The organism is Candidatus Frankia nodulisporulans, from assembly GCF_902806475.1.
GTDB lineage: Bacteria > Actinomycetota > Actinomycetes > Frankiales > Frankiaceae > Frankia > Frankia umida.
This window is the reverse complement of the sequence record NZ_CADCWS010000069.1, coordinates 1-18086: the sequence shown is the minus strand read 5'-3', so window position 1 is coordinate 18086 and position 18086 is coordinate 1. Positions and strand designations below refer to the sequence as shown.

Genomic DNA, 18086 nt, shown 5'->3' with positions numbered 1-18086 from the left:
CCGGAACGTCGTAGAGTAGCCGTTATCCTCCTTGCTCCAGACGTCGAGACACCAACGTTAGGGTCATCTTGTCCACGACGCGTCGCGATTCGTCCACCGTCCACTCACCTCAGTCTGGCCAGGCCACGGGCGTAACCCGCTACCAGATCGGTGAGGTGGCCGAGCGGGTCGGGCTGTCCCTGCGGACGGTGCGGTACTACGAGGAGGCCGGTCTGCTCACAACGGCGGGCCGTACTCCCGGCGGCTTCCGTCTGTACGGTGACGAATCGGTCGACCGACTGATGGTGATCAAGAAGATGAAGTCCCTCGGGTTCACCCTCGAGGAGATGCGCTCGTTGTTGTCCGTGCGCGATGAACTGGCCAGTTCGGGCATTCCGGACGAGCGCCGCGGCGAACTGCGCGAACTGCTGCGCACCTGGGTCGTGCTCGCGGAGGAGAAACTCGCCACCCTGCGGGCGCAGGCCGGCGTCGCCGAGGACTTTGTCATCGGCCTGCACACCGACGCGGACCGTTCGGTGTGAGACGCCGGCAGTCTCCACGGCCCGGCGCTCGACAGCCCAGCCACCGATAGTCCAGTCACCGATGGCCCGGTTGCCGATGGTCCAGCCACTGAGGGCCCGGCCGTCGAGGGCCGAGGTGTCGGTGGACGACTCGCCGAGGGGTTTCGTGGCGCGCTGTGGTCCCCGGTGGGCGTGGGTCCACGAAACGGCGCCCCTCGGATGGGCGCCCCTCGGTGTGAGGGGTGGGCTACCGCGAAGCCGGGCTATCCGGAACCATGCCGGCCAGGTACGACGTTGACCGGGTATCACGCTGGCCAGATATCCGCTGTCCAGGCATTACCGTGGCACGACCGATGCTCGAAGCTCCGACCGTCCCACTCACCGTGAATAGGGTCGAATTGTCCACTGCCAGCAGTGCCAGGTCGTCCGCTGACGCCCGCGAGGGCCGGTATGAGATCGGTGATGTTGCCATCATGGTGACGTTGTCGCTGCGTACTGTCCGTTTCTATGAGCAGGAGGGGCTGTTGGTGGCGGTGGGCCGCACCGACAGCGGCTTCCCCCTTTACGACGACGACGCACTTGACCGCTTCTTCCTGATCAAGAAGATGAAGCCGCTGGGCTTCACCGTCGAGGAGATGCGTTCGCTGCTCACACTGCGGGAGGAGATCGGCAAGCCCGGTCTGACCGCGCTGGATCGGGCCCAGGTCCGCGAGCGGCTGCAGACATGGGTGAGTCTCGCCGAGGAGAAACTCGCCTCCCTGCAGGAGCAGGTGCGTCTCGCCGAGGACTTCATGCTCGGCCTGCGCGACGACGCGGCCCGCTCGCTGCGCGCCGACCCCGACGCCCACAGCGCCCAGGACTTCTTCGACGACACGTTCCTCAACTTCCTCACCGAACCCCTGCGCGACGTCGACGGCCGTGATGGCAGCGCCGGCCGCGCCGATGGGTCGTCCCACGAGGGCGACGTCGGGGACGGTACGGGTCCGCGTACCGAGGGCTGATCCGGCTCGTCCGGCCCGCCGCGGCCGGTCAGACGAATGATGTCTGCCGTCGGCAGATCTGCCACAGGCAGATCCACGCCTGGATCGGCGCCGCGACGGCGAGGCTGGGAGATGCCGGCGCCGCGACCGCGGTTCCCGACCCCGCCGGCGGAAAGGCACCCTCATGACCGACCCGTCCGCGCCGTCCCGGGGACTGACCGTCCCAGGCGCATCGCACCGCCTGGCCATCGCGGGCCATGCCGCCTCCTCGGCCTCCTGGGCCTCCCCGGCCTACCCGGGCGGACCCGCCCCGCTGGCCGCGTCGGGGGGTGCCATCCGGCTGGCGGGTGGCGGGAATCCGTCCGCCGGACTCGATGACCAGGTCTACGCGCGGCTGCTCGACAGCCGGATCATCTTCCTCGGCACCGTCGTCGAGGACGACGTCGCCAACGCGATCAGCGCGAAGCTGCTCCTGCTCGCCGCGGAGAACCCGCGGGCCGACATCTGGCTCTACATCAACTCGCCGGGCGGGTCGGTCAGCGCCGGGATGGCGATCTACGACACGATGCAGTTCATCGAGAACGACGTGGCCACCGTGACACTGGGGCTGGCGGCGTCCATGGGCCAGTTCCTGCTGTGCGCGGGCGCCCCCGGCAAGCGTTACGCCCTGCCGCACGCCCGGATCATGATGCACCAGCCGCACGGCGGTATCGGCGGGACGGCGGCCGACATCTCCATCCAGGCGGAGCAGATGCTCTACACCAAGCGGGTCCTCCAGGAACGCACCGCCGAGCACAGCGGCCACACCGCCCTGCAGATCGCCGCCGACTCCGACCGGGACCGCTGGTTCACCGCCGTCGAGGCCCGCGACTACGGCCTGGTCGACCATGTCGTGCAGCGCGTCGGTGAGGTGCCCGGCTCCCACGCCGGTGGCATCGGTCCGCGCCGCGCCGCTGGCCACGCCGGCTTCGAGTCCGAGGTCGGCGCCCGATGACCGCAGGCATCCGGCCGTCCGCACGCCATGTGCTGCCGAACATCGTCGAGCGCACCTCACGCGGCGAGTACTCGATGGATCCGTACTCGAAGCTCCTCAAGGAACGGATCATCTTCCTCGGCGTGCAGATCGACGACGTGTCGGCCAACGACGTGATGGCGCAGTTGCTGTTCCTGGAGTCCGAGGACCCGGACCGCGACATCTCGATCTACATCAACTCCCCGGGTGGGTCGTTCACGTCGCTGACCGCGATCTACGACACGATGCAGTTCGTCCGGCCCGACGTCTCGACGATCTGCATGGGCCAGGCCGCCTCCGCGGCCGCGGTGCTGCTCGCCGCCGGGGCGCCCGGCAAGCGCCTAGCGCTCGCGCACAGCCGGATCCTCATCCACCAGCCGTCCGCGCAGGCGGAGGGCCAGTCCAGCGACCTGGAGATCCTGCGCATCCGCACGCTGCAGGAGGTGCTGTTGGCCCGCCACAGCGGCCAGGACGAGACGCGGATCCGCCGCGACACCGAACGCGACAAGATCTTCAGTGCGGAGGAGGCGAAGGACTACGGCCTGATCGACGAGGTCCTGACCAGCCGCAAGCTCTCCGCCACCCGACCGGCTTTCGCCTGACCCGCCCGTCCGCCTGACCGCCCGATCACCCCGTGACCATCCGCGCCCGACTGGCGGGTTGTCATCTGGGGTGATCGGGCTATGTTGTGACGTGGCGCACTCTCAGGAGGGGTCCATGCTCAACCTCGCGGTCGTTCTGGAAGAGGCGGCCCGCACCTGGCCGCGGCGTGACGCGCTCGTGTTCGGCGAGCACCACCTCACCTACGCCGAGCTGGACGCCGCCGCCCGCCAGATCGCCGCGGCGCTGGCGGCCCGCGGTATCGGGCCCGGTGACCGGGTGGCGCTGACCTGCCCGAACCTGCCGGCCTTTCCCGCCGTCTACTTCGGCGTTCTCAAGGCCGGGGCGACGGTCGTCCCGCTGAGCGTTCTGCTCACCGAACGCGAGATCGCCTTCCACCTCACGGACGCGTCCGTTCGGGCCTACCTGTGCTTCGAGGGAACGCCGGAGCTGCCGACGGGCCGGGCGGGGCAGGCCGCGTTCGCCGCCGTGCCCAGCTGCGAGACGTTCGTCCTGATCACCGCCGACCCCGCCGGTGGCCGGTCACCAGCCCTGGGACCGGACGACCTGCCGGCCGACGACCAGGCGGCGAGCGGGGTCGAGACGTTGGCGGCGTTCACCGCCGGGGTGGCGGCGGACTTCGACACCGTCCCGACCAGCGAATCCGACATCGCGATCGTCCTCTACACCAGCGGCACGACCGGATCCCCCAAGGGCGCGCAGCTCACCCACTCCAACATGGTGCACAACGCCGTGGTCTCCACCCGGGTCTTCGACGCCGCCGAGCATGACGTCCACCTGGTCGTCCTGCCGCTGTTCCACGCGTTCGGGCAGACGACCAACCTCAACGCCGGGTTCGCCAGCGGCGCCACCCTGGTGCTGCTGCCCCGGTTCGAGCCGCGGACGGCCCTCGCCGCCCTGCGCGGCCACGCCGTCACCTTCTTCGCGGGCGTCCCGACGATGTACTGGGCGCTGCTGCACTGCCCGGATGTGGCGCCCGCCGACCTGGACCACATCGCGTCCAGCCTGCGGATCTGCGTGTCCGGAGGGTCGGCGATGCCCGGCGAGGTGCTGCGGGCGTTCGAGCGGCGCTTCGGCGTCGCGATCCTGGAAGGCTACGGGCTCTCGGAGACCAGCCCCGTCGCCACCTTCAACCGCGCCGACCGGCCGCGCCGCGCCGGGTCGATCGGCCTGCCCATCTGGGGGGTGGAGGTCCGCGTCACCCGTGCGGACGGCACCCCCGCCGCCGACGGCGAGACCGGTGAGCTGTGCGTACGCGGCCACAACGTGATGCGCGGCTACCTGGGCCAGCCCGAGGCGACCGCCGCCACCATCGACGCCCAGGGCTGGCTGCGCACCGGTGACCTCGGCCGCCGCGACGCCGACGGCTACTTCTACCTGGTCGACCGCCTCAAGGACATGATCATCCGTGGTGGGTTCAACGTCTACCCACGGGAGATCGAGGAGGTGCTGCTCACCCACCCCGACGTCAGCCTGGCCGCGGTCGTCGGTATTCCGCACGAACGGCACGGCCAGGAGATCATGGCCTTCGTGATCCGCCGACCGGACGCCTGCCTGACCGCGGCCGAGCTCATCGCCTGGTGCCGCGAGACCATGGCCGCCTACAAGTACCCCCGCCACGTCGAGTTCCGCGACACCCTGCCCATGACCGCCGCCGGCAAGATCCTCAAGCGCCAGCTCGTGGCCCTGCGCCCGTCCGACACGCACTGAACAGGGCCCGCGCGGCCCGCCGGGGTGACCGTGGGCGCACGGGCGGGTGAGCTCAGATGTCGCGGACGAGGAGCCATTCGAGGGCGAGGTCCTCCAGCGGTGGGAGTTTGTCGTCCGGGTTGTTGATGGCCAGCAGGTCGGAGACGGAGGTGCCGTTCTGGGCGGCGATCTGCTCCCAGGTCTCGCTGACGCCGTCGAAGGTCAGTACCCGGTGCGCCCGGAAATCCGGAACGGAGACCTGTAGGTCCAGGCCGTCGTCGACGAAGCCCTGCGCCAGGGTGAGTTCGACGTCCGCGTTGAGTTCGGCGAACCTCGGCGCGGGTATCGCGGTGCCGCGGGAGATCCAGTCGTGGCCGCGGCGACCGCTGGCCGCGGGAAAGGGGAGACGCCGGATGCCTCCGGCGGCGGTGGCCACCGCGGGTAGCGCGAACTGACGCCCGCCGTGGCCGACGGCGGTGCCGAGGAACTCGGTGTGGCCCTGGAAGAAAGCGGCGTATATCGCGTTCACGCCGACGGTCTGGATGGCCTGGGTGACCCGGTCGACGTAGGAGCGGTATTCCTCGGTCGCGGTGTAACCGGTCAGCCAGCTCCGGCTGGCGCGGAAGTTTCCGGCGCCGACGATCCGCTTGTTCAGGTCGGTGAGCTGCTCGTCCGACCAGGTGCCGACATGCCGGACCACCTGCACGGCCAGGTATTCGCAGATGCCCTCCCGCACGACGACGCTGCGCCCGGTCGCGGTCGGGAGCAGCGGATGTTGCAGCACGTGAATGTACTCGTGTACCAGGTTCGCGAAGATGGTCCACTTCTTCTGCGCGACGGCCGCGGACGTCAGCTCCGTCTCGGTCGCCTTCCAGTCCGGCACCCAGGGTGCGATGAAGACCCGGGCGGTGTTCGGGTCGGTCATGGACATGACGAACTTCTCATAGCGGATGAGCGCGTCCCGGTGGGCCGCGAGGAACGGTTCCACCACCGCCTGCTGGTAGAAGGCGGACTCCTCGGGGGCGCCGTTCTCGTGGTGGAACGAGTGCCTGGTGGCCACCGCCCGGGGCCCGTCGGTGCCCATCAGGAAACCGATCACGTTGGCCGGCTCGGTCGTCCACCTCAGCCGGGTTCGGGTCGGGAGGTCCGCCATGGAGACAATGGTGGGAGCGTCCCCGTCGACGGTGAAGCTGAAATGTTGCCGGGTGTTCAGGAGGCTGGCCGGCAGGGCCGCGGTGCGGGTCCAGTCGGCGAAGTACGCGTCGACGATCTCGCGGGCCGCTGCCGCCGCGGGCAGCAGGCTTCTCAGGTCGATGCTGCGGGCGTTCTCCTTACGTTGGATGGCCGGTTCCTGGTCATCGATCGCCGTCTTCAGCGCGGCCTTGAGTTCGGTCGCGAACGCGTCCTTCGCCGCGGCCGAGTCATGGGTGCGTTCCCAGACATGGTGATCGGGCTGGGTTTTGTCAGCCGGCGGCGGGGTGAGCTCCTCGGGTGGGATCGGTAGGCCTAACAGTGCCCGGACGGTCGGCCTCTCCTGCGCCGTGAGCAGCTTCGTCCCGGTTCGTTGCGACATGCTTCCACCAATCCGCTGGAGTGCGCCGGAAAAACAGCGCCAATAGTCGCATGCCCCGCCGTGCCGCCGCCGAACGTTTCGTGATCCGGTGACAATTACCGTCGTTGTTCGTGGCCGTCACGAACTACCGTCCCGTCGATAACGCACATATCGGACTCAGGGCATCGAAGGACCGCGAACCATGTTTCTCGGTATTCGCCGTTCTCCCGGTGACGGGAGGCGTCGGCCGCAGTCAGACGTGGGCCGCGGTGGGACGGGAACGTGCCGCCACCGACTGCCGGCAGCGGGGCCGCCCGTACCCGGCACGCCGACGCATCCCCGCCCGGCTTCGGACGATGCCACCGCCACCAGCGGCGACGACGATCCGCGCCGCACCCGTGCGGCCCACACCCGTCGCGTCAAGACGGCGGATGCTGCCGACCCCGTCGGTGGACAACCCGATGTCGCCGGCCGCGCCGGACATCCCGCCGATGGGCCCGATGCCGACCTGCCCCACGACACCCTGCCCCACGACACCCTGCCCCGGCACACCCAGTGACACAAACGTGCCGTTCCGCCCCACATCCTGGACGGACCCGCCGACCAGCGGCTCCGCGGCGCGGGAACGAAGCTGGCCGAGGAAACCGGCGGTGGCCTGCCCGGCGACGGCGCCGGTCAGCACCTCGACCACCGCGGCCGAGCCGGTGAGCTGCGGCCCACCCGAACTGGTGAACCCGGGGCCGGTCAGCGCCGCGGTGCGGGCCGGGTTGGCACCGGCCGCGGCGGACGGCACGACCAGCGGCTCCACCCGGGCGAGTTCGAGGCGGACCTCGTCGAGCAGGTCGGCCAGGCGGATACCCAGAGCCCGGCAGATCGCCGCGAGCACCTCCGAGGAGGCCTCCTTACGGCCCCGCTCCACCTCGGACAGATACGGCATCGACACCCGTGCGGCATCCGCGACGTCGCGCAGGGTACGCCCCTGGGCCTGGCGGTGGCGGCGCAGCGCCTGACCGACCAGCCGCCGCCGCAACGGCACCTCGACCCGCGGGTTCGTCATCGCCACCGGGACCACCCTCCGCCACTCCGAGACATCGAGCGTATCCGTTTCCCCTACCGTCCGGACCTCGTCCCCCGGTTCCGTGGACACTTCCGTCCCAGCGCTCCAGCCCTTCCCGCCAACAGCCCCGCCGCCGGTAGCCCCGCCACCAGCGCCATCAACGTCCGCCGTGGCCAGGAGGAGCAGGAGGAGCAGGAGGCGGGGGAGAGGTGAGGGTGGCGAGGTCGGCGCGGCGTAGGCAGCAGTGGACGCCGACCACCTGGTCGACGACCTGGCTGACGGCGAAGTCGCCGGCGGCGGAGAGATAGGCGAGGGCCACCGCGGGTGGCAGGCCGTACCGATCGCCGAGGAAGGCGATGGCGTTGCGGGTCGCGGCCCGCATCGCGGCACCGAGGTCGGGGTCCAGACCGGCGACGATGTGCAGGGAGTCGGTGCCCGCCCAGGGCGCGGTCAGCGTGCGGGCGAGCGTGCGGGCGCCGTCGTCGGCGTGGACGGTCAGGCGCAGCAGCGCGCGCAGGGGAGCCTCGAACGCGGTCAGGGCCACCTCGCCGTCGCCCTGGGCGAAATGCGGGTCGCCGACGTAGAACAGCGCGTCCGGCACCTGGACGGGCAGGTAGAGCCGGGCGCCGACACCCAGATGGCGGATGTCGAGATTGCCGCCATGCGGCCCGGGCGGCACCGAGTGGACGGGGCGGTCCCCGGCCACCGCCACCCCCATGATCCCCAGGAAGGGACGCAGCGGGAACCGGATCGCCCGGCCGTCACCGACCCGGTAGGACACCGTGCCCACCGCCGTCGGTGTGCGCGACGAGGCACACCGGTGGCACGTCCACCCCCGGTGGCAGGTCGGCGGGGGTGATCGGCAGTTCGCCGGGCAGCGCGCCCCGACCATGCCGGTTGCTGATCACCCCGTACGGTGCCCGCTGGACGAGTTCCAGCACCTCGACCTCGAGGACGTCCCCGGGCCGGGCGCCGCGGACGGCCACCGGGCCGGTGACCACATGCGGGCCGGCGGCCTCGGGTGTGTGCCGGCGTCCGGAGTCGAGCAGGGCCAGCGCGTCGTCGAGGATCTGGTCGGACCGGATGCCCGCGGCGCCGAAGAAACCCCGGGGATCGCTGCCCTGGTCGGCGAGCAGCCCCTCATGACTGATCGTGTCGAAACGCACCGCCGCCCCGGACGGCACCCGCAGCACCGGACGGCTCACCGCGTTCGGCAACAGCCCCCAGCCCACCTCGTCCGCCCGCGCCGGAACATACGGCGCGTCCGCGGGAACACCCACCCCGCGGTGTCGCAGGGCGGTGGCGGCCAGAACCTCACTCAGCTGCGGCATCACGGCCGCAGACCCTCCCACACCCTCATGTCCCCGGCGTTACACCGCCCTCACCGCCATACCCTGTATCGGGACAAACAGGTCGCACTGGCTCCTAATCGAAGATCTGATGTGTGCCAACGTGCAGACAGACGATATGCGGGCCGGGCCGATCTGGAAGCGGCCCACAGTACGTCCAAAGTGCTCTTCCGTCCGTAACTCCTCCAAGGTGTGGAGCTGAGCATGCCGGGGTGCGCCGGAGGTTGGCATCGGGGCGCAACGGGGTGGCAACGCGGGGGAAAAGGGCTGGTCGCAGGATGTTCGCGTGGTCAACATCCGGCTGGGCGCCGCCCGGAACTCCTGGGGGGTGACGGCGGGGCACGTCGATCTGCGCCGTGAACCCGTCGCACCGCGGCCGGTCACCCTCGACGCCCGTCCACAGCGGGTGACTCTCGATCTCGCCCGCAGCGCGCTCGTCGTGGTCGACATGCAGAACGACTTCTGCCATCCGGCGGGCTGGCTCGCCTCGATCGGGGTGGACATCGCGCCGGCCCGCCGGCCGATCGAGGCGCTGCGCCGCGTACTGCCACCGCTGCGGATGGCCGGCGTGCCGGTGATCTGGCTGAACTGGGGCAACCGGGCGGATCTCGCGAACGTCCCGCCGGGCGTGCGCCACGTCTACGATCCGGACGGCAGCGGCGGCGGGCTGGGAGCCCCGGCGCGCCCGGGGGGCAGCCCCACGTTGCAGGCGGGCAGCTGGTCGGCGGCGATCGTCGACGAACTCACCCCGCCGGCCACCGATCTGCGCGTCGACAAGTACCGGATGAGCGGCTTCTTCGACACCCCGCTGGACGCGGTGCTGCGCAACCTCGCGGTGACCACCGTGCTGTTCGGCGGGGTCAACTCCGACCAGTGTGTGCTGGCGACCCTGACGGACGCGGCCTGCCTGGGCTACGACGTCGTGCTGCTCGAGGACTGCGCGGCGACGACCTCCCCCAGTTCTGCCATGACGCGACCGTCTACAACGTCGCCCAGTGCTTCGGTTTCGTCGCCGACTCCACCCCCCTGGTGGACGCCCTGACAGTGGACGCCCTGACAGCGGACGCCGCCCTGACCTCGGCCGGCCCGACCTCGGACGCCAGGGGCGCCACGTCCGATGGGGGGAGGTAGCCGATGGTCGCGGTGCCACCTGTGCTGATCGGGCCGGACGCCCTGGAGATGCGCCGCATCAGCGCGGGGGACAGCGTCCGCCTCGGGGTGCTCGCCGGGCCGGAGATCTCCCCGGTCACGGTGCTGCTCGAGGCCTGGGACGTCGCCGGCGCGCAGCCCCCGAACAGCCATCCGATCTCCACCGAACTGTTCGTGTTCCTGCGCGGGACGGGCCTGGCGGTCTGTGACGACACGCGGGTTCCCGTCGCCGCCGGGGCGACCCTGGTGCTGCCGCCGACCTCGCTGCACCACATCCGCAACACCGGTCCCGGCCGGCTCTACGCCCTCACCCTCATGTGCCCGGACGACGGTTTCGCCGCCCTCGTGCGCCGCGGCCCGCGGGCCAGCACCGACGCCGAGGACCGCGCCGTCCTCGCCGCCCTTCCCGCGGCTCTCCCCGCACTCCCATCCGGATCTTCACCCGGATCTCCGGACGCCGCCCTGTGACGTCGGACGCCACCCCCGCCACCCTCGCGCCGCCGCTGGCGGTCGCGGACTGGTTCGCGCTGCGCCCGTTGGCCGCGCGGACCTGGCTCGTCGCCGAACCGGGCCATGTCAACTGCTTCCTGATCGAGGGCGACGAGCGGGCCGTGCTCGTCGACACCGGCCTGGGCCTGGCCGACATCCACGCCGCCGCGCGCACGCTGACCGACCGGCCGATTCTCGCCGTCAACTCGCACGGACACGACGACCATCGCGGCGGCAACTGGCTGTTCGACGACATCGCCGCCCACCCCGCGGCCGCACCTGCCGTGACCAGCGCCGTCGCGCCGCAGCGGCTGGCCGCCTACCTCGGTGTCGCCCGTGAGCAGTACGCCGCCTACCGGCGTCGGCGCGCCGACGACGAACGCTTCTTCCACCAGTTCACCGCCGAGACGACCCCCCGCCCGGTTCCCCCGGACGCCGACGCCTGGACGGTGCCCGCCGGCCCCACACCCGCCCCGCTGACCGACGGGCAACGCCTGGACCTCGGTGGACGCGAACTGACGGTGCTGCACACCCCCGGTCATTCGCCGGACTCGCTGTGCCTGTTCGACGAGCGTGCCGGCCTGCTGTTCGCCGGCGACACCCTCATCACCGGCGACTTCTGGGTGCACCAGCCCGACGCCGCCATCGAGATCTTCGCCGCCACCCTGCGCACCCTGCACCAGCGCCTGGCCGGTTCGATCCGCGAGATCTTCCCAGCGCGCACCCTGCGTTACCGGGTCGGCCCGGACTTCCTGCGCCGCGCCGCGGACGCCTTCGACCAGGTCGCCGCCGGGCGCGCCCCCGGGCGCCCCGGCACCGACCTGCTGCGCCGTCCCGCCCTGCGCCACGACTTCGCCGACTTCAGCATCCTGCGTCCGCTCCCCGCCGGCGTCACCCCGACGGATCCCGCCCCGGCCCGCAGCGCCGACCGTGTTCCCGCCGGGACCGGGGTGTCGTCGGTCTGGCGGGAGCGGGGGGAGCCGCTGGTGGGGCCGGTGGCCGACGGGGCGCTCACCGGGCTGCGGGTGGCGGTGAAGGACCTGTTCGCCGTGGGCTGCTACCGCGTCGGCGCCGGCAATCCGACCTGGCTGGCGCTGGCCCGGGTCGAACCGCGCGACGCCGACGCGGTGGCGATGCTGCGGGCGGCCGGGGCGTCGATCGTCGGCATCGCCCAGACGGACGAGTTGGCCTTCGGGCTCAGCGGCGTGAACGTCCACTACGGCACACCCCCCAATCCGGCGGCTCCGGATCGGGTGACCGGCGGGTCGAGCAGCGGGCCGGCGGCCGCCGTCGCCGCCGGGCAGGCCGACATCGGCCTTGGCACGGACACCGCGGGGTCCGTGCGGGTCCCCGCGTCGGTGTGCGGGTTGTACGGACTGCGTCCGACCCATGGCCTGGTGCCCACCGGCGGGCTGCTCGGTCTGGCACCGTCCTTCGACACGGTGGGCTGGCTCGCCGCCGACGCCGACGTGCTGCGCGGCGTCGGTGAGGTGCTGCTGCCGTCCGGACCGCCGCCGGACGGGGAGCCGACGAAACCGACGAAGCTGCTGGTCGTCGACTCGGCGGGGCTGGTCACGGTCGCCGCCCGGCTCGCCGACGTGCTCGGAGCGGACCTGGTGGTCGGGCCGGTACGCGAGGACGACGACGTCGACGGGCTGCTCGAGGCGTTTCGTGTCGTCCAGGCCGCGCAGGCGTGGCGGCTGGATTCGGGCGCATCCCGGGGCGTTGGGGGAGACGGTGGCGGCCCGGTTCCGCGTCGGCGCGACCATCGACGCGGACGTCGAACAGGCCGCCGCCCGCCGGATCGCCGAGGGCCGGGCCCGGCTGCTCGACCGGCTCGGCCTGACGACGTGGGTGGTGCGCCCCGCCGCGGGGGGCCCGGGGCATCCACGGGACGCGGGCCGGGACGACACCGAGGCCTGGCGACGGGCGACGCTTCGCGCCACCGTGGTGGCAAGCGCCTACGGGCTGCCAAGCTGCGTCGTGCCGACCGCGCCCAGCGGCCGAGAGTCGGGCGGCCCAGGCCGAGCGGCGCCGGTCGGCGCGGCGATCGTCGGCCCGCCCGGCGCGGACCGGCTGCTGCTCGACGCGGCGGTCGCGTTCGGCCATCCTGGCGCCACATGACCGGTGTCCGCGCGGATGTCGGGCTCCGCCTCGGCGGGGCCGTGCGCGCCCGGCGTCGCGCCCTCGGTCTCACCTTGGTGGACGTCGCCGGCCGCGCGGGTCTGAGCCACCCGTTCCTGAGCCAGCTCGAACGCGGTCTGGCCCGGCCGAGCATGCGCTCACTGACCGCGATCGCCGCGGCGCTCGGCACCAGCGCCCAGGCCCTGATGGCCGCGGCGGAAGCCGTCCCGGCGACCGGCACCGCGCCGGCGAGCTTCGAAGGGGGGAGCGTCGCACCGGCGAGCGTCGTGCGTCATGACACCGCGGCGGTGGATTCGCCCGGGGGCTGTGTGCGGACCCTGGTGCGGGGCGAACGGGCCATGTTGCCGGCCGAGTACATCGGCGCCCCGCCGATTTTTCACGACTACTTCGTGCACGACGGCGAGGAGTTCGTCTACGTCGTCACCGGACGCATCGAGGTCGACATCGACGGCGCGCTGCACCACCTCGCCGCCGGTGAGGGCATCTACTACGCCGGTGGGGTCCGCCACCGTTGGCGTGCGCTGGACGACGACCAGGTCCGCCTCGTCGTCCAGCAGAACCGCTGAGGGCGCGCCCACGAGATCAGCGCGCGTGGGTGCGGCGACTCCTCGATCTCGTGCTGACCGTCCTCGAAAACGCCGGGCCGGCCAGGTTTTGCCTGGGCAAAATCCGGGCCTGACGGTGGCGTCACGGCACCGGACGAGCGTGTTGATCCCATCAACATGCGGAGGTGGCCGGGTGCGGATCGGCGTGTTCCTGTTCGGCGGAGTCGAGATGACCGACGCCGGCCCCGGCGGCACCGAACCCACCGAACGCCGTTACGAGCAGGCGGCGTTCGACCACGCTCAGCATGAACTTCTGGCCTGTGGCGAGTTCGCCGAGAAACTCGGCTATGACAGTTTCTGGCTGACCGAACACCATTTTCAGCACGAGGGTTATGAGGTGGTGCCCAACGGGCTGCTGTTCGGGGCGTTCCTGGCCGCGCGGACCAGCCGGATCCGGATCGGCACCATGTTCAACGTCGTCGGTCAGTGGCATCCGCTGCGGCTGGCCGAGGACTTCGCCGTCCTGCACAACCTGTCCGGGGGGCGGGGCATTCTCGGTGTCGGCCGCGGCACGGTGCCCCGGGAGATGCTGCCGCTGACCGCGGGCGCGGTGTCCGTCGGCTCCTACGACAACCCGTCCGCGGCCGCCGCCGACGCGCGCAACCGGGCGATCACCGAGGAGAGCCTCGACATCCTGCACCTCGCGCTCACGCGTGAACGGTTCCGGTACGCCGGCGAGCACTTCCAGCTGCCGCCACCGGGCATCCCCGACCGTGGCGGCCAGACCCGCGAGCTGACCCTCGTCCCCCGGCCGCGCCATCCGTACGAGACGTGGCAGGCCGTCACCAGCCCGCCGACGCTGCGCGCGGTGCCGACCCGTGGCCTCGGTGGTGTGTTCTGGTTGACGGAGAAGCGGCGTCTCGCCGCCGACTGGGATGCTTTCGCCGACACCTTCGCCGCGACGCACGGCCGCACCCTCGCCCGCGGTGAACGCCGGATGCTGGTCCTCAACGTCGCCGTGGACGACACCCGCGCCGCGGCGATGGCCACCGTGCGACCCGGCCACGACGAGTTCTGGCGTTTCCTCGCCCCCTACGGCTGGGGACGCGGCTACCTCGGCCCCGACGGCCGCCCCGCCAGCGGCACGTTCGTCCCCACCCTGGAGGACTCGATGGCGCAGGGCCCGTGGGCGGTCGGCACCGCCCACGACGTCGCCGCGCACATCGCCGAGCTCGACGACCTGCTCGGCCTCACCGATCTGGTGATCTTCCCCGGGATGCCCGGTGACCCCTATCCCCGGGTGCGCACACAGCTGGAACGGTTCGCCCGCGAGGTCGTCCCGCTGCTGCCCACCCACGTCCCCGGGCCCGCATCGGTACCGGGGCCGGCGACCGTGCCCGCGCCATGACCCGATCGGACCAGAGCCGCGAGGTGTTCCGATGAGCCGTCACTTCGGCGAGCTGCGCGGCCCCGAGGTCGCCGGACTGTCACCGGACGCGGTCGCCGTCCTGCCGATCGGGTCGATCGAGCAGCACGGTCCGCATCTGCCGGTCAACACCGACCTGATCATCGCGCACTCGCTGGTGCGCGACAGCATGGACGCCTTCGGGGACGCCCTGGACCTGTGGCAGCTACCGGCACTGGGCTACTCGAAGTCCAACGAGCACGCGTGGTCACCGGGCACGATGTGGCTGTCCGCGACGACCCTGCTCGCAGTCCTGGACGATCTGGCCCGGTGCCTGGCGACCACGCCGCTGCGCCGGCTGGTGTTCCTCAACGGCCACGGCGGCAACAGCGCGCTGCTCCAGGTCGCCGCCCGCGACATCCGCCTCGCCCACGGGCTGCGGACCTTCGTCATGCACCCGTCGCTGCCCGCCGACCACGGCGGCACCTCGCCCGCGGCCGAACGCGGCATGGGTATCCACGCCGGCATCGACGAGACGTCGCTGCTGCTGCACCTGCGACCGGAACTGGTCCGGCTCGACCTGGCCGTACGCGGCGTTCCCGAGCAGATCGCCGACTACCAGCGGGTCCGGTTCGGCGGTGCGGTGTCGTTCGGCTGGCTGTCCGACGACTTCGGCACCGACGGCACGATCGGCGATCCCACCGGCGCCACCGCCGAACGCGGCGAGGCGCTCTACACGGCCATGCTCGCCACCGCGGGCGAGTCCTTCGCCGAGATCGCCCGCTTCGACCCCCGCCCCCGCCCGGGCAGCACCTCTGGCCCATCCGGACGGTCCGGTCCAGCCCCCTCCGCCGGCCCGGTCTCTTCCGCCGGCCCGGCCCCTTCCGCCGGCCCGTCCGGGCCGTCCCGGTGACGCAGGTGCTGGAGTTGCGGCTGGCCACGGAGCATCGACGGGACTCCGGTGGTGACGCCCTGCCAGTGGTGGCGGACGTCGTGGTGGTCGGCGGTGGTCACAACGGGCTGGCCTGCGCGGCCTACCTGGCCCGGGCGGGCCGGCGGGTCGTGCTCCTGGAGGCCCGCGACGAGGTCGGCGGCTGCGCGTCGACCGTGGACGCGATCGGCGCCCGGGTCAACATCTGCAACTGCGACCACACGATGGTCCTGGCCAGCGGCATCGTCGAGGAACTGGAACTCGGCGCCTACGGGCTGCGCTACCTCGACGTCGACCCGATGGGCATCGCGATGGGCTGGGGCGACGAGCCGGTGTTCGTCCACTGGCGCTCCATCGAACGGACCATGGACGGCCTGGCCCGCACGGACCCGGCGGCCGCGGCCGCCTACCGGCGCTACCTCGACGTGGCCCTGCCCGCCGCCCGGCTGGTCCAGGCGGTGCAGCAGTCCCGGCCGTCCAGCCTGGCGATCGCCGCGAGCGCCGGCCGGCGCCGCCTGCGGGGTTCGGCGACCGTGCTCGCCTAGGCCCGGGCGAGCCTGCAGGACGTGCTGGGTTCGTTCGGCCTGCCGCCGTGGCTGATCGCCGCCGCCCACACCAACGGTCCCGCGGTCTGGGGGCTCGCCCCCGACGCGCCCGGCAGCGGCCTCGGCGCGCTCGGTTTCGCCCTGCGTCACCTGATCGGCGTCGCCCGTCCGGCCGGGGGCAGCGGTGCCCTGCCGGCGGCGCTTGCCGCCTGCGCCCGCCAGCACGGTGCCCAGCTGATCACCGGTGCGCGGGTCGCCGGGGTGCAGATCCGCGATGGCAGGGTCCGCGGTGTGCGTCTGGCCGACGGACGTTCGGTGCGGGCACCCACCGTGGTCACCGCCACCGACCCGCGGACCGTGCTCGTCGACTGGCTCGACGGTGTGCCCGCCGCCGCCCGCCTGCGCGTCCGCTGGGCCGCCGTCCCCGCCGCCGACGGCTACGAATCGAAGCTGGACGCGGTCAGTTCCGCCCTGCCGGGACTGCGCGCCCTGGAACGGCTGCCGGTCGACGTGCTGCCCGCCGACACCCGGCATGTGCCGACCGTCCTGGTCAGCCCCACCCCGGCCGAGCAGGTCAGCGCCGCCGCGGCCCGCCACGCGGGCCGGGTCAGTGACCCGCCGATGCTCCTGCTGAACGTCCCCTCGGTGCTCGACCCGACCCTGCGCCCGACCCCGGACACCCACCTGCTCAGCCTCGAGGTGCTGTGGACGCCCTACCAGGTCGCGGGCGGCTGGGATGACCAGTCCCGTCCCTGGTCATGGCTGCGCCGCCTGGCCTCGCTCGGCGACCCGGGGCTGCTCGCCGCGGTGCGGGACTGGCGGGTGATGACCCCACCGGACTACGAACGCGAGTTCACGATGGCCCGCGGCTATGCCCCGTCGTTCCCGGGTGGTGCCGTCGCCGCGCTGCTCGGCCGCCAGCGTGAACTCAGCCGCTACCGCACCCCCGTCGCCGGCCTGTACCTCACCGGCGCCGGCACGTTCCCCGGCGCCGGCGTGTGGGGCGCCAGCGGACGCAACACCGCCGCGGTCATCCTCGCCCGGCGCCCCGACCGGCTGACCTGGTGACCGGCTGACCGCCCGCCCTGCTGATCTGGCGACCTGGCGACCTGGCGACCTAGCGACCTGGTAACGGCCGCTGTTCATCGCCGGGCTGTGCGCGGTTCACCGGGCGGGAGCCTCGGCCCGGTAGCGAGGATGGGGGGAAGGACTTTCCGCAGCCAACGCGACGATCCGTGGAGGAACCAGCGTGATCCCGAACAACGTGTCCGGCGACACCGTCGAAGCAGCCGCGGCGGATCCCGGTGCCGCCCCGGTCGTCAGCGGGGATCCGGCGCGGGTGCTGGAGCTGCCAGGGGCGATCAACCTGCGTGATGTCGGCGGCTACCGCACCGTCGATGGCCGGACGGTGCGCTGGCGGATGCTGCTGCGCTGCGGGGCGATGCACCGCCTCGGCGAGCCGGCCCACACCGCCTTCGCCGAGATCGGCCTGCGCACCGTCGTCGACCTGCGGGAACTCTCCGAGTTCCAGCATGAGCCCGACATGCTCGGCCCGGTGCCGGTCACCATCGCGCACATCCCCGTCTACGCCGCGGTGCTCCCCAGCGCCGCCGCGAGGACCGAAGCCGAACCCGCCGGTTCCGCCGGGTTCGCCGGGTCCGGTGCGGCCACGGAGCATCGGGTGGACACCGCGGGCGAGGCGGTCGCGGCCGGTGCCGTCTCCGCGCTGAGGGCGCTCATCGACGATGGCACCCCCCTCACGCTGGAGAAGCTCTACACCTTCGCCGTCGACGAGCGCGGGGAACGCCTGACCGCCGCGGTGCTCGCCCTGGCCGCACCCGACGCGCTACCCGCCGTCGTGCACTGCAGCGCCGGCAAGGATCGCACCGGCATGGTGATCGCCCTGACGCTGGCCCTGCTCGGGGTACCGGACGAGACCATCGCCGCCGACTACGCGCTGACCGCGCGGTACCTGGTCGGCGAGATCGCCGAGGCACTGTCGACCGCGCCGAACGGTAAGCCGGTACCGGCCGAACTCCTGATCTGCCCGCCGGAGCTGATCGTCGCGACCCTTGAGCGCATCCGCGACCGCCACGGTGACGTCCGCTCCTTCCTGC

General features: G+C 72.2%; 17 protein-coding genes. 13 read left to right on the top strand and 4 right to left on the bottom strand.

Features of this window, described 5'->3' with window-relative positions:
* Positions 1–68 precede the first annotated feature (68 nt).
* The 5 genes from G6R24_RS09250 (at position 69) to G6R24_RS09230 (ending at position 4823) form a co-directional block, all read left to right on the top strand.
* On the top strand, positions 69–521 hold the full coding sequence (locus G6R24_RS09250; RefSeq protein ID WP_175084463.1) for a MerR family transcriptional regulator: 453 nt from the start codon (positions 69–71) through the stop codon (positions 519–521).
* Between the two features lie 254 nt (positions 522–775).
* On the top strand, positions 776–1501 hold the full coding sequence (locus G6R24_RS09245) for a MerR family transcriptional regulator (RefSeq protein WP_420840658.1): 726 nt from the start codon (positions 776–778) through the stop codon (positions 1499–1501).
* A gap of 163 nt (positions 1502–1664) precedes the next feature.
* Complete coding sequence (locus tag G6R24_RS09240; protein ID WP_276511368.1) at positions 1665–2474, top strand: ATP-dependent Clp protease proteolytic subunit; 810 nt, start codon at positions 1665–1667, stop codon at positions 2472–2474.
* Positions 2471–3094, top strand: a complete 624-nt coding sequence (locus G6R24_RS09235) for an ATP-dependent Clp protease proteolytic subunit (RefSeq protein ID WP_163548820.1) — start codon at positions 2471–2473, stop codon at positions 3092–3094. Before G6R24_RS09240 ends, G6R24_RS09235 begins: the two co-directional genes overlap by 4 nt.
* 115 nt (positions 3095–3209) lie before the next feature.
* Positions 3210–4823, top strand: a complete 1614-nt coding sequence (locus G6R24_RS09230; protein ID WP_163548819.1) for a long-chain-fatty-acid--CoA ligase — start codon at positions 3210–3212, stop codon at positions 4821–4823.
* A 52-nt stretch (positions 4824–4875) separates the two neighbouring features.
* Here the strand turns inward: G6R24_RS09230 and G6R24_RS09225 are convergent, their stop codons facing one another.
* The 4 genes from G6R24_RS09225 to G6R24_RS22190 all read right to left on the bottom strand — a co-directional run bounded on the left by G6R24_RS09225 (position 4876) and on the right by G6R24_RS22190 (position 8742).
* On the bottom strand, positions 4876–6375 hold the full coding sequence (locus G6R24_RS09225) for a hypothetical protein (protein WP_163548817.1): 1500 nt from the start codon (positions 6373–6375) through the stop codon (positions 4876–4878).
* Between the two features lie 232 nt (positions 6376–6607).
* Positions 6608–7411 carry a helix-turn-helix domain-containing protein gene (locus G6R24_RS24470; RefSeq protein ID WP_217451564.1) on the bottom strand — a complete coding sequence of 268 codons (804 nt, stop codon included), beginning with the start codon at positions 7409–7411 and terminating at the stop codon, positions 6608–6610.
* A gap of 157 nt (positions 7412–7568) precedes the next feature.
* Positions 7569–8192: an acetamidase/formamidase family protein gene (locus G6R24_RS22195; protein ID WP_225438312.1), complete on the bottom strand. Its 624-nt coding sequence runs from the start codon at positions 8190–8192 to the stop codon at positions 7569–7571.
* Positions 8173–8742 carry an acetamidase/formamidase family protein gene (locus G6R24_RS22190; RefSeq protein WP_225438311.1) on the bottom strand — a complete coding sequence of 190 codons (570 nt, stop codon included), beginning with the start codon at positions 8740–8742 and terminating at the stop codon, positions 8173–8175. Before G6R24_RS22190 ends, G6R24_RS22195 begins: the two co-directional genes overlap by 20 nt.
* Before the next feature lie 304 nt (positions 8743–9046).
* Between G6R24_RS22190 and G6R24_RS09210 the strand changes: the two genes are divergently transcribed.
* The 8 genes from G6R24_RS09210 to G6R24_RS09170 all read left to right on the top strand — a co-directional run.
* Positions 9047–9802 carry a cysteine hydrolase family protein gene (locus G6R24_RS09210; RefSeq protein WP_225438310.1) on the top strand — a complete coding sequence of 252 codons (756 nt, stop codon included), beginning with the start codon at positions 9047–9049 and terminating at the stop codon, positions 9800–9802.
* Between the two features lie 110 nt (positions 9803–9912).
* Positions 9913–10377 (top strand): cupin domain-containing protein, encoded by a 465-nt coding sequence (locus G6R24_RS09205; RefSeq protein ID WP_225438309.1) that lies wholly within the window; start codon positions 9913–9915, stop codon positions 10375–10377.
* Positions 10374–13109, top strand: coding sequence for an amidase family protein (locus tag G6R24_RS22185; RefSeq protein ID WP_225438308.1), 2736 nt, complete (start codon positions 10374–10376; stop codon positions 13107–13109). The genes G6R24_RS09205 and G6R24_RS22185 overlap by 4 nt, the downstream gene beginning before the upstream one ends.
* Before the next feature lie 172 nt (positions 13110–13281).
* Complete coding sequence (locus G6R24_RS09185; protein WP_163548814.1) at positions 13282–14496, top strand: LLM class flavin-dependent oxidoreductase; 1215 nt, start codon at positions 13282–13284, stop codon at positions 14494–14496.
* 31 nt (positions 14497–14527) lie between these two features.
* Entirely contained in the window at positions 14528–15406 is an 879-nt protein-coding gene (locus G6R24_RS09180) for a creatininase family protein (RefSeq protein WP_163548813.1), read from the top strand.
* A gap of 5 nt (positions 15407–15411) precedes the next feature.
* Entirely contained in the window at positions 15412–15969 is a 558-nt protein-coding gene (locus G6R24_RS22180) for an FAD-dependent oxidoreductase (RefSeq protein WP_225438307.1), read from the top strand.
* Between the two features lie 21 nt (positions 15970–15990).
* Positions 15991–17037 carry a phytoene desaturase family protein gene (locus tag G6R24_RS22175; protein ID WP_225438306.1) on the top strand — a complete coding sequence of 349 codons (1047 nt, stop codon included), beginning with the start codon at positions 15991–15993 and terminating at the stop codon, positions 17035–17037.
* A gap of 181 nt (positions 17038–17218) precedes the next feature.
* A partial coding sequence (locus G6R24_RS09170) for a tyrosine-protein phosphatase (RefSeq protein WP_163548812.1) occupies positions 17219–18086 on the top strand: 868 nt, incomplete at its 3' end.

What these genes read in the sequence shown, in the direction of transcription:
- G6R24_RS22190 (WP_225438311.1), bottom strand. Translation starts at nt 8,742, where the DNA reads ATGCCGCAGCTGAGTGAGGTTCTGGCCGCCACCGCCCTGCGACACCGC.
- G6R24_RS09230 (WP_163548819.1), top strand. Translation starts at nt 3,210, where the DNA reads ATGCTCAACCTCGCGGTCGTTCTGGAAGAGGCGGCCCGCACCTGGCCG.
- G6R24_RS09225 (WP_163548817.1), bottom strand. Translation starts at nt 6,375, where the DNA reads ATGTCGCAACGAACCGGGACGAAGCTGCTCACGGCGCAGGAGAGGCCG.
- G6R24_RS09180 (WP_163548813.1), top strand. Translation starts at nt 14,528, where the DNA reads ATGAGCCGTCACTTCGGCGAGCTGCGCGGCCCCGAGGTCGCCGGACTG.
- G6R24_RS09235 (WP_163548820.1), top strand. Translation starts at nt 2,471, where the DNA reads ATGACCGCAGGCATCCGGCCGTCCGCACGCCATGTGCTGCCGAACATC.
- G6R24_RS24470 (WP_217451564.1), bottom strand. Translation starts at nt 7,411, where the DNA reads ATGACGAACCCGCGGGTCGAGGTGCCGTTGCGGCGGCGGCTGGTCGGT.
- G6R24_RS09240 (WP_276511368.1), top strand. Translation starts at nt 1,665, where the DNA reads ATGACCGACCCGTCCGCGCCGTCCCGGGGACTGACCGTCCCAGGCGCA.
- G6R24_RS09245 (WP_420840658.1), top strand. Translation starts at nt 776, where the DNA reads ATGCCGGCCAGGTACGACGTTGACCGGGTATCACGCTGGCCAGATATC.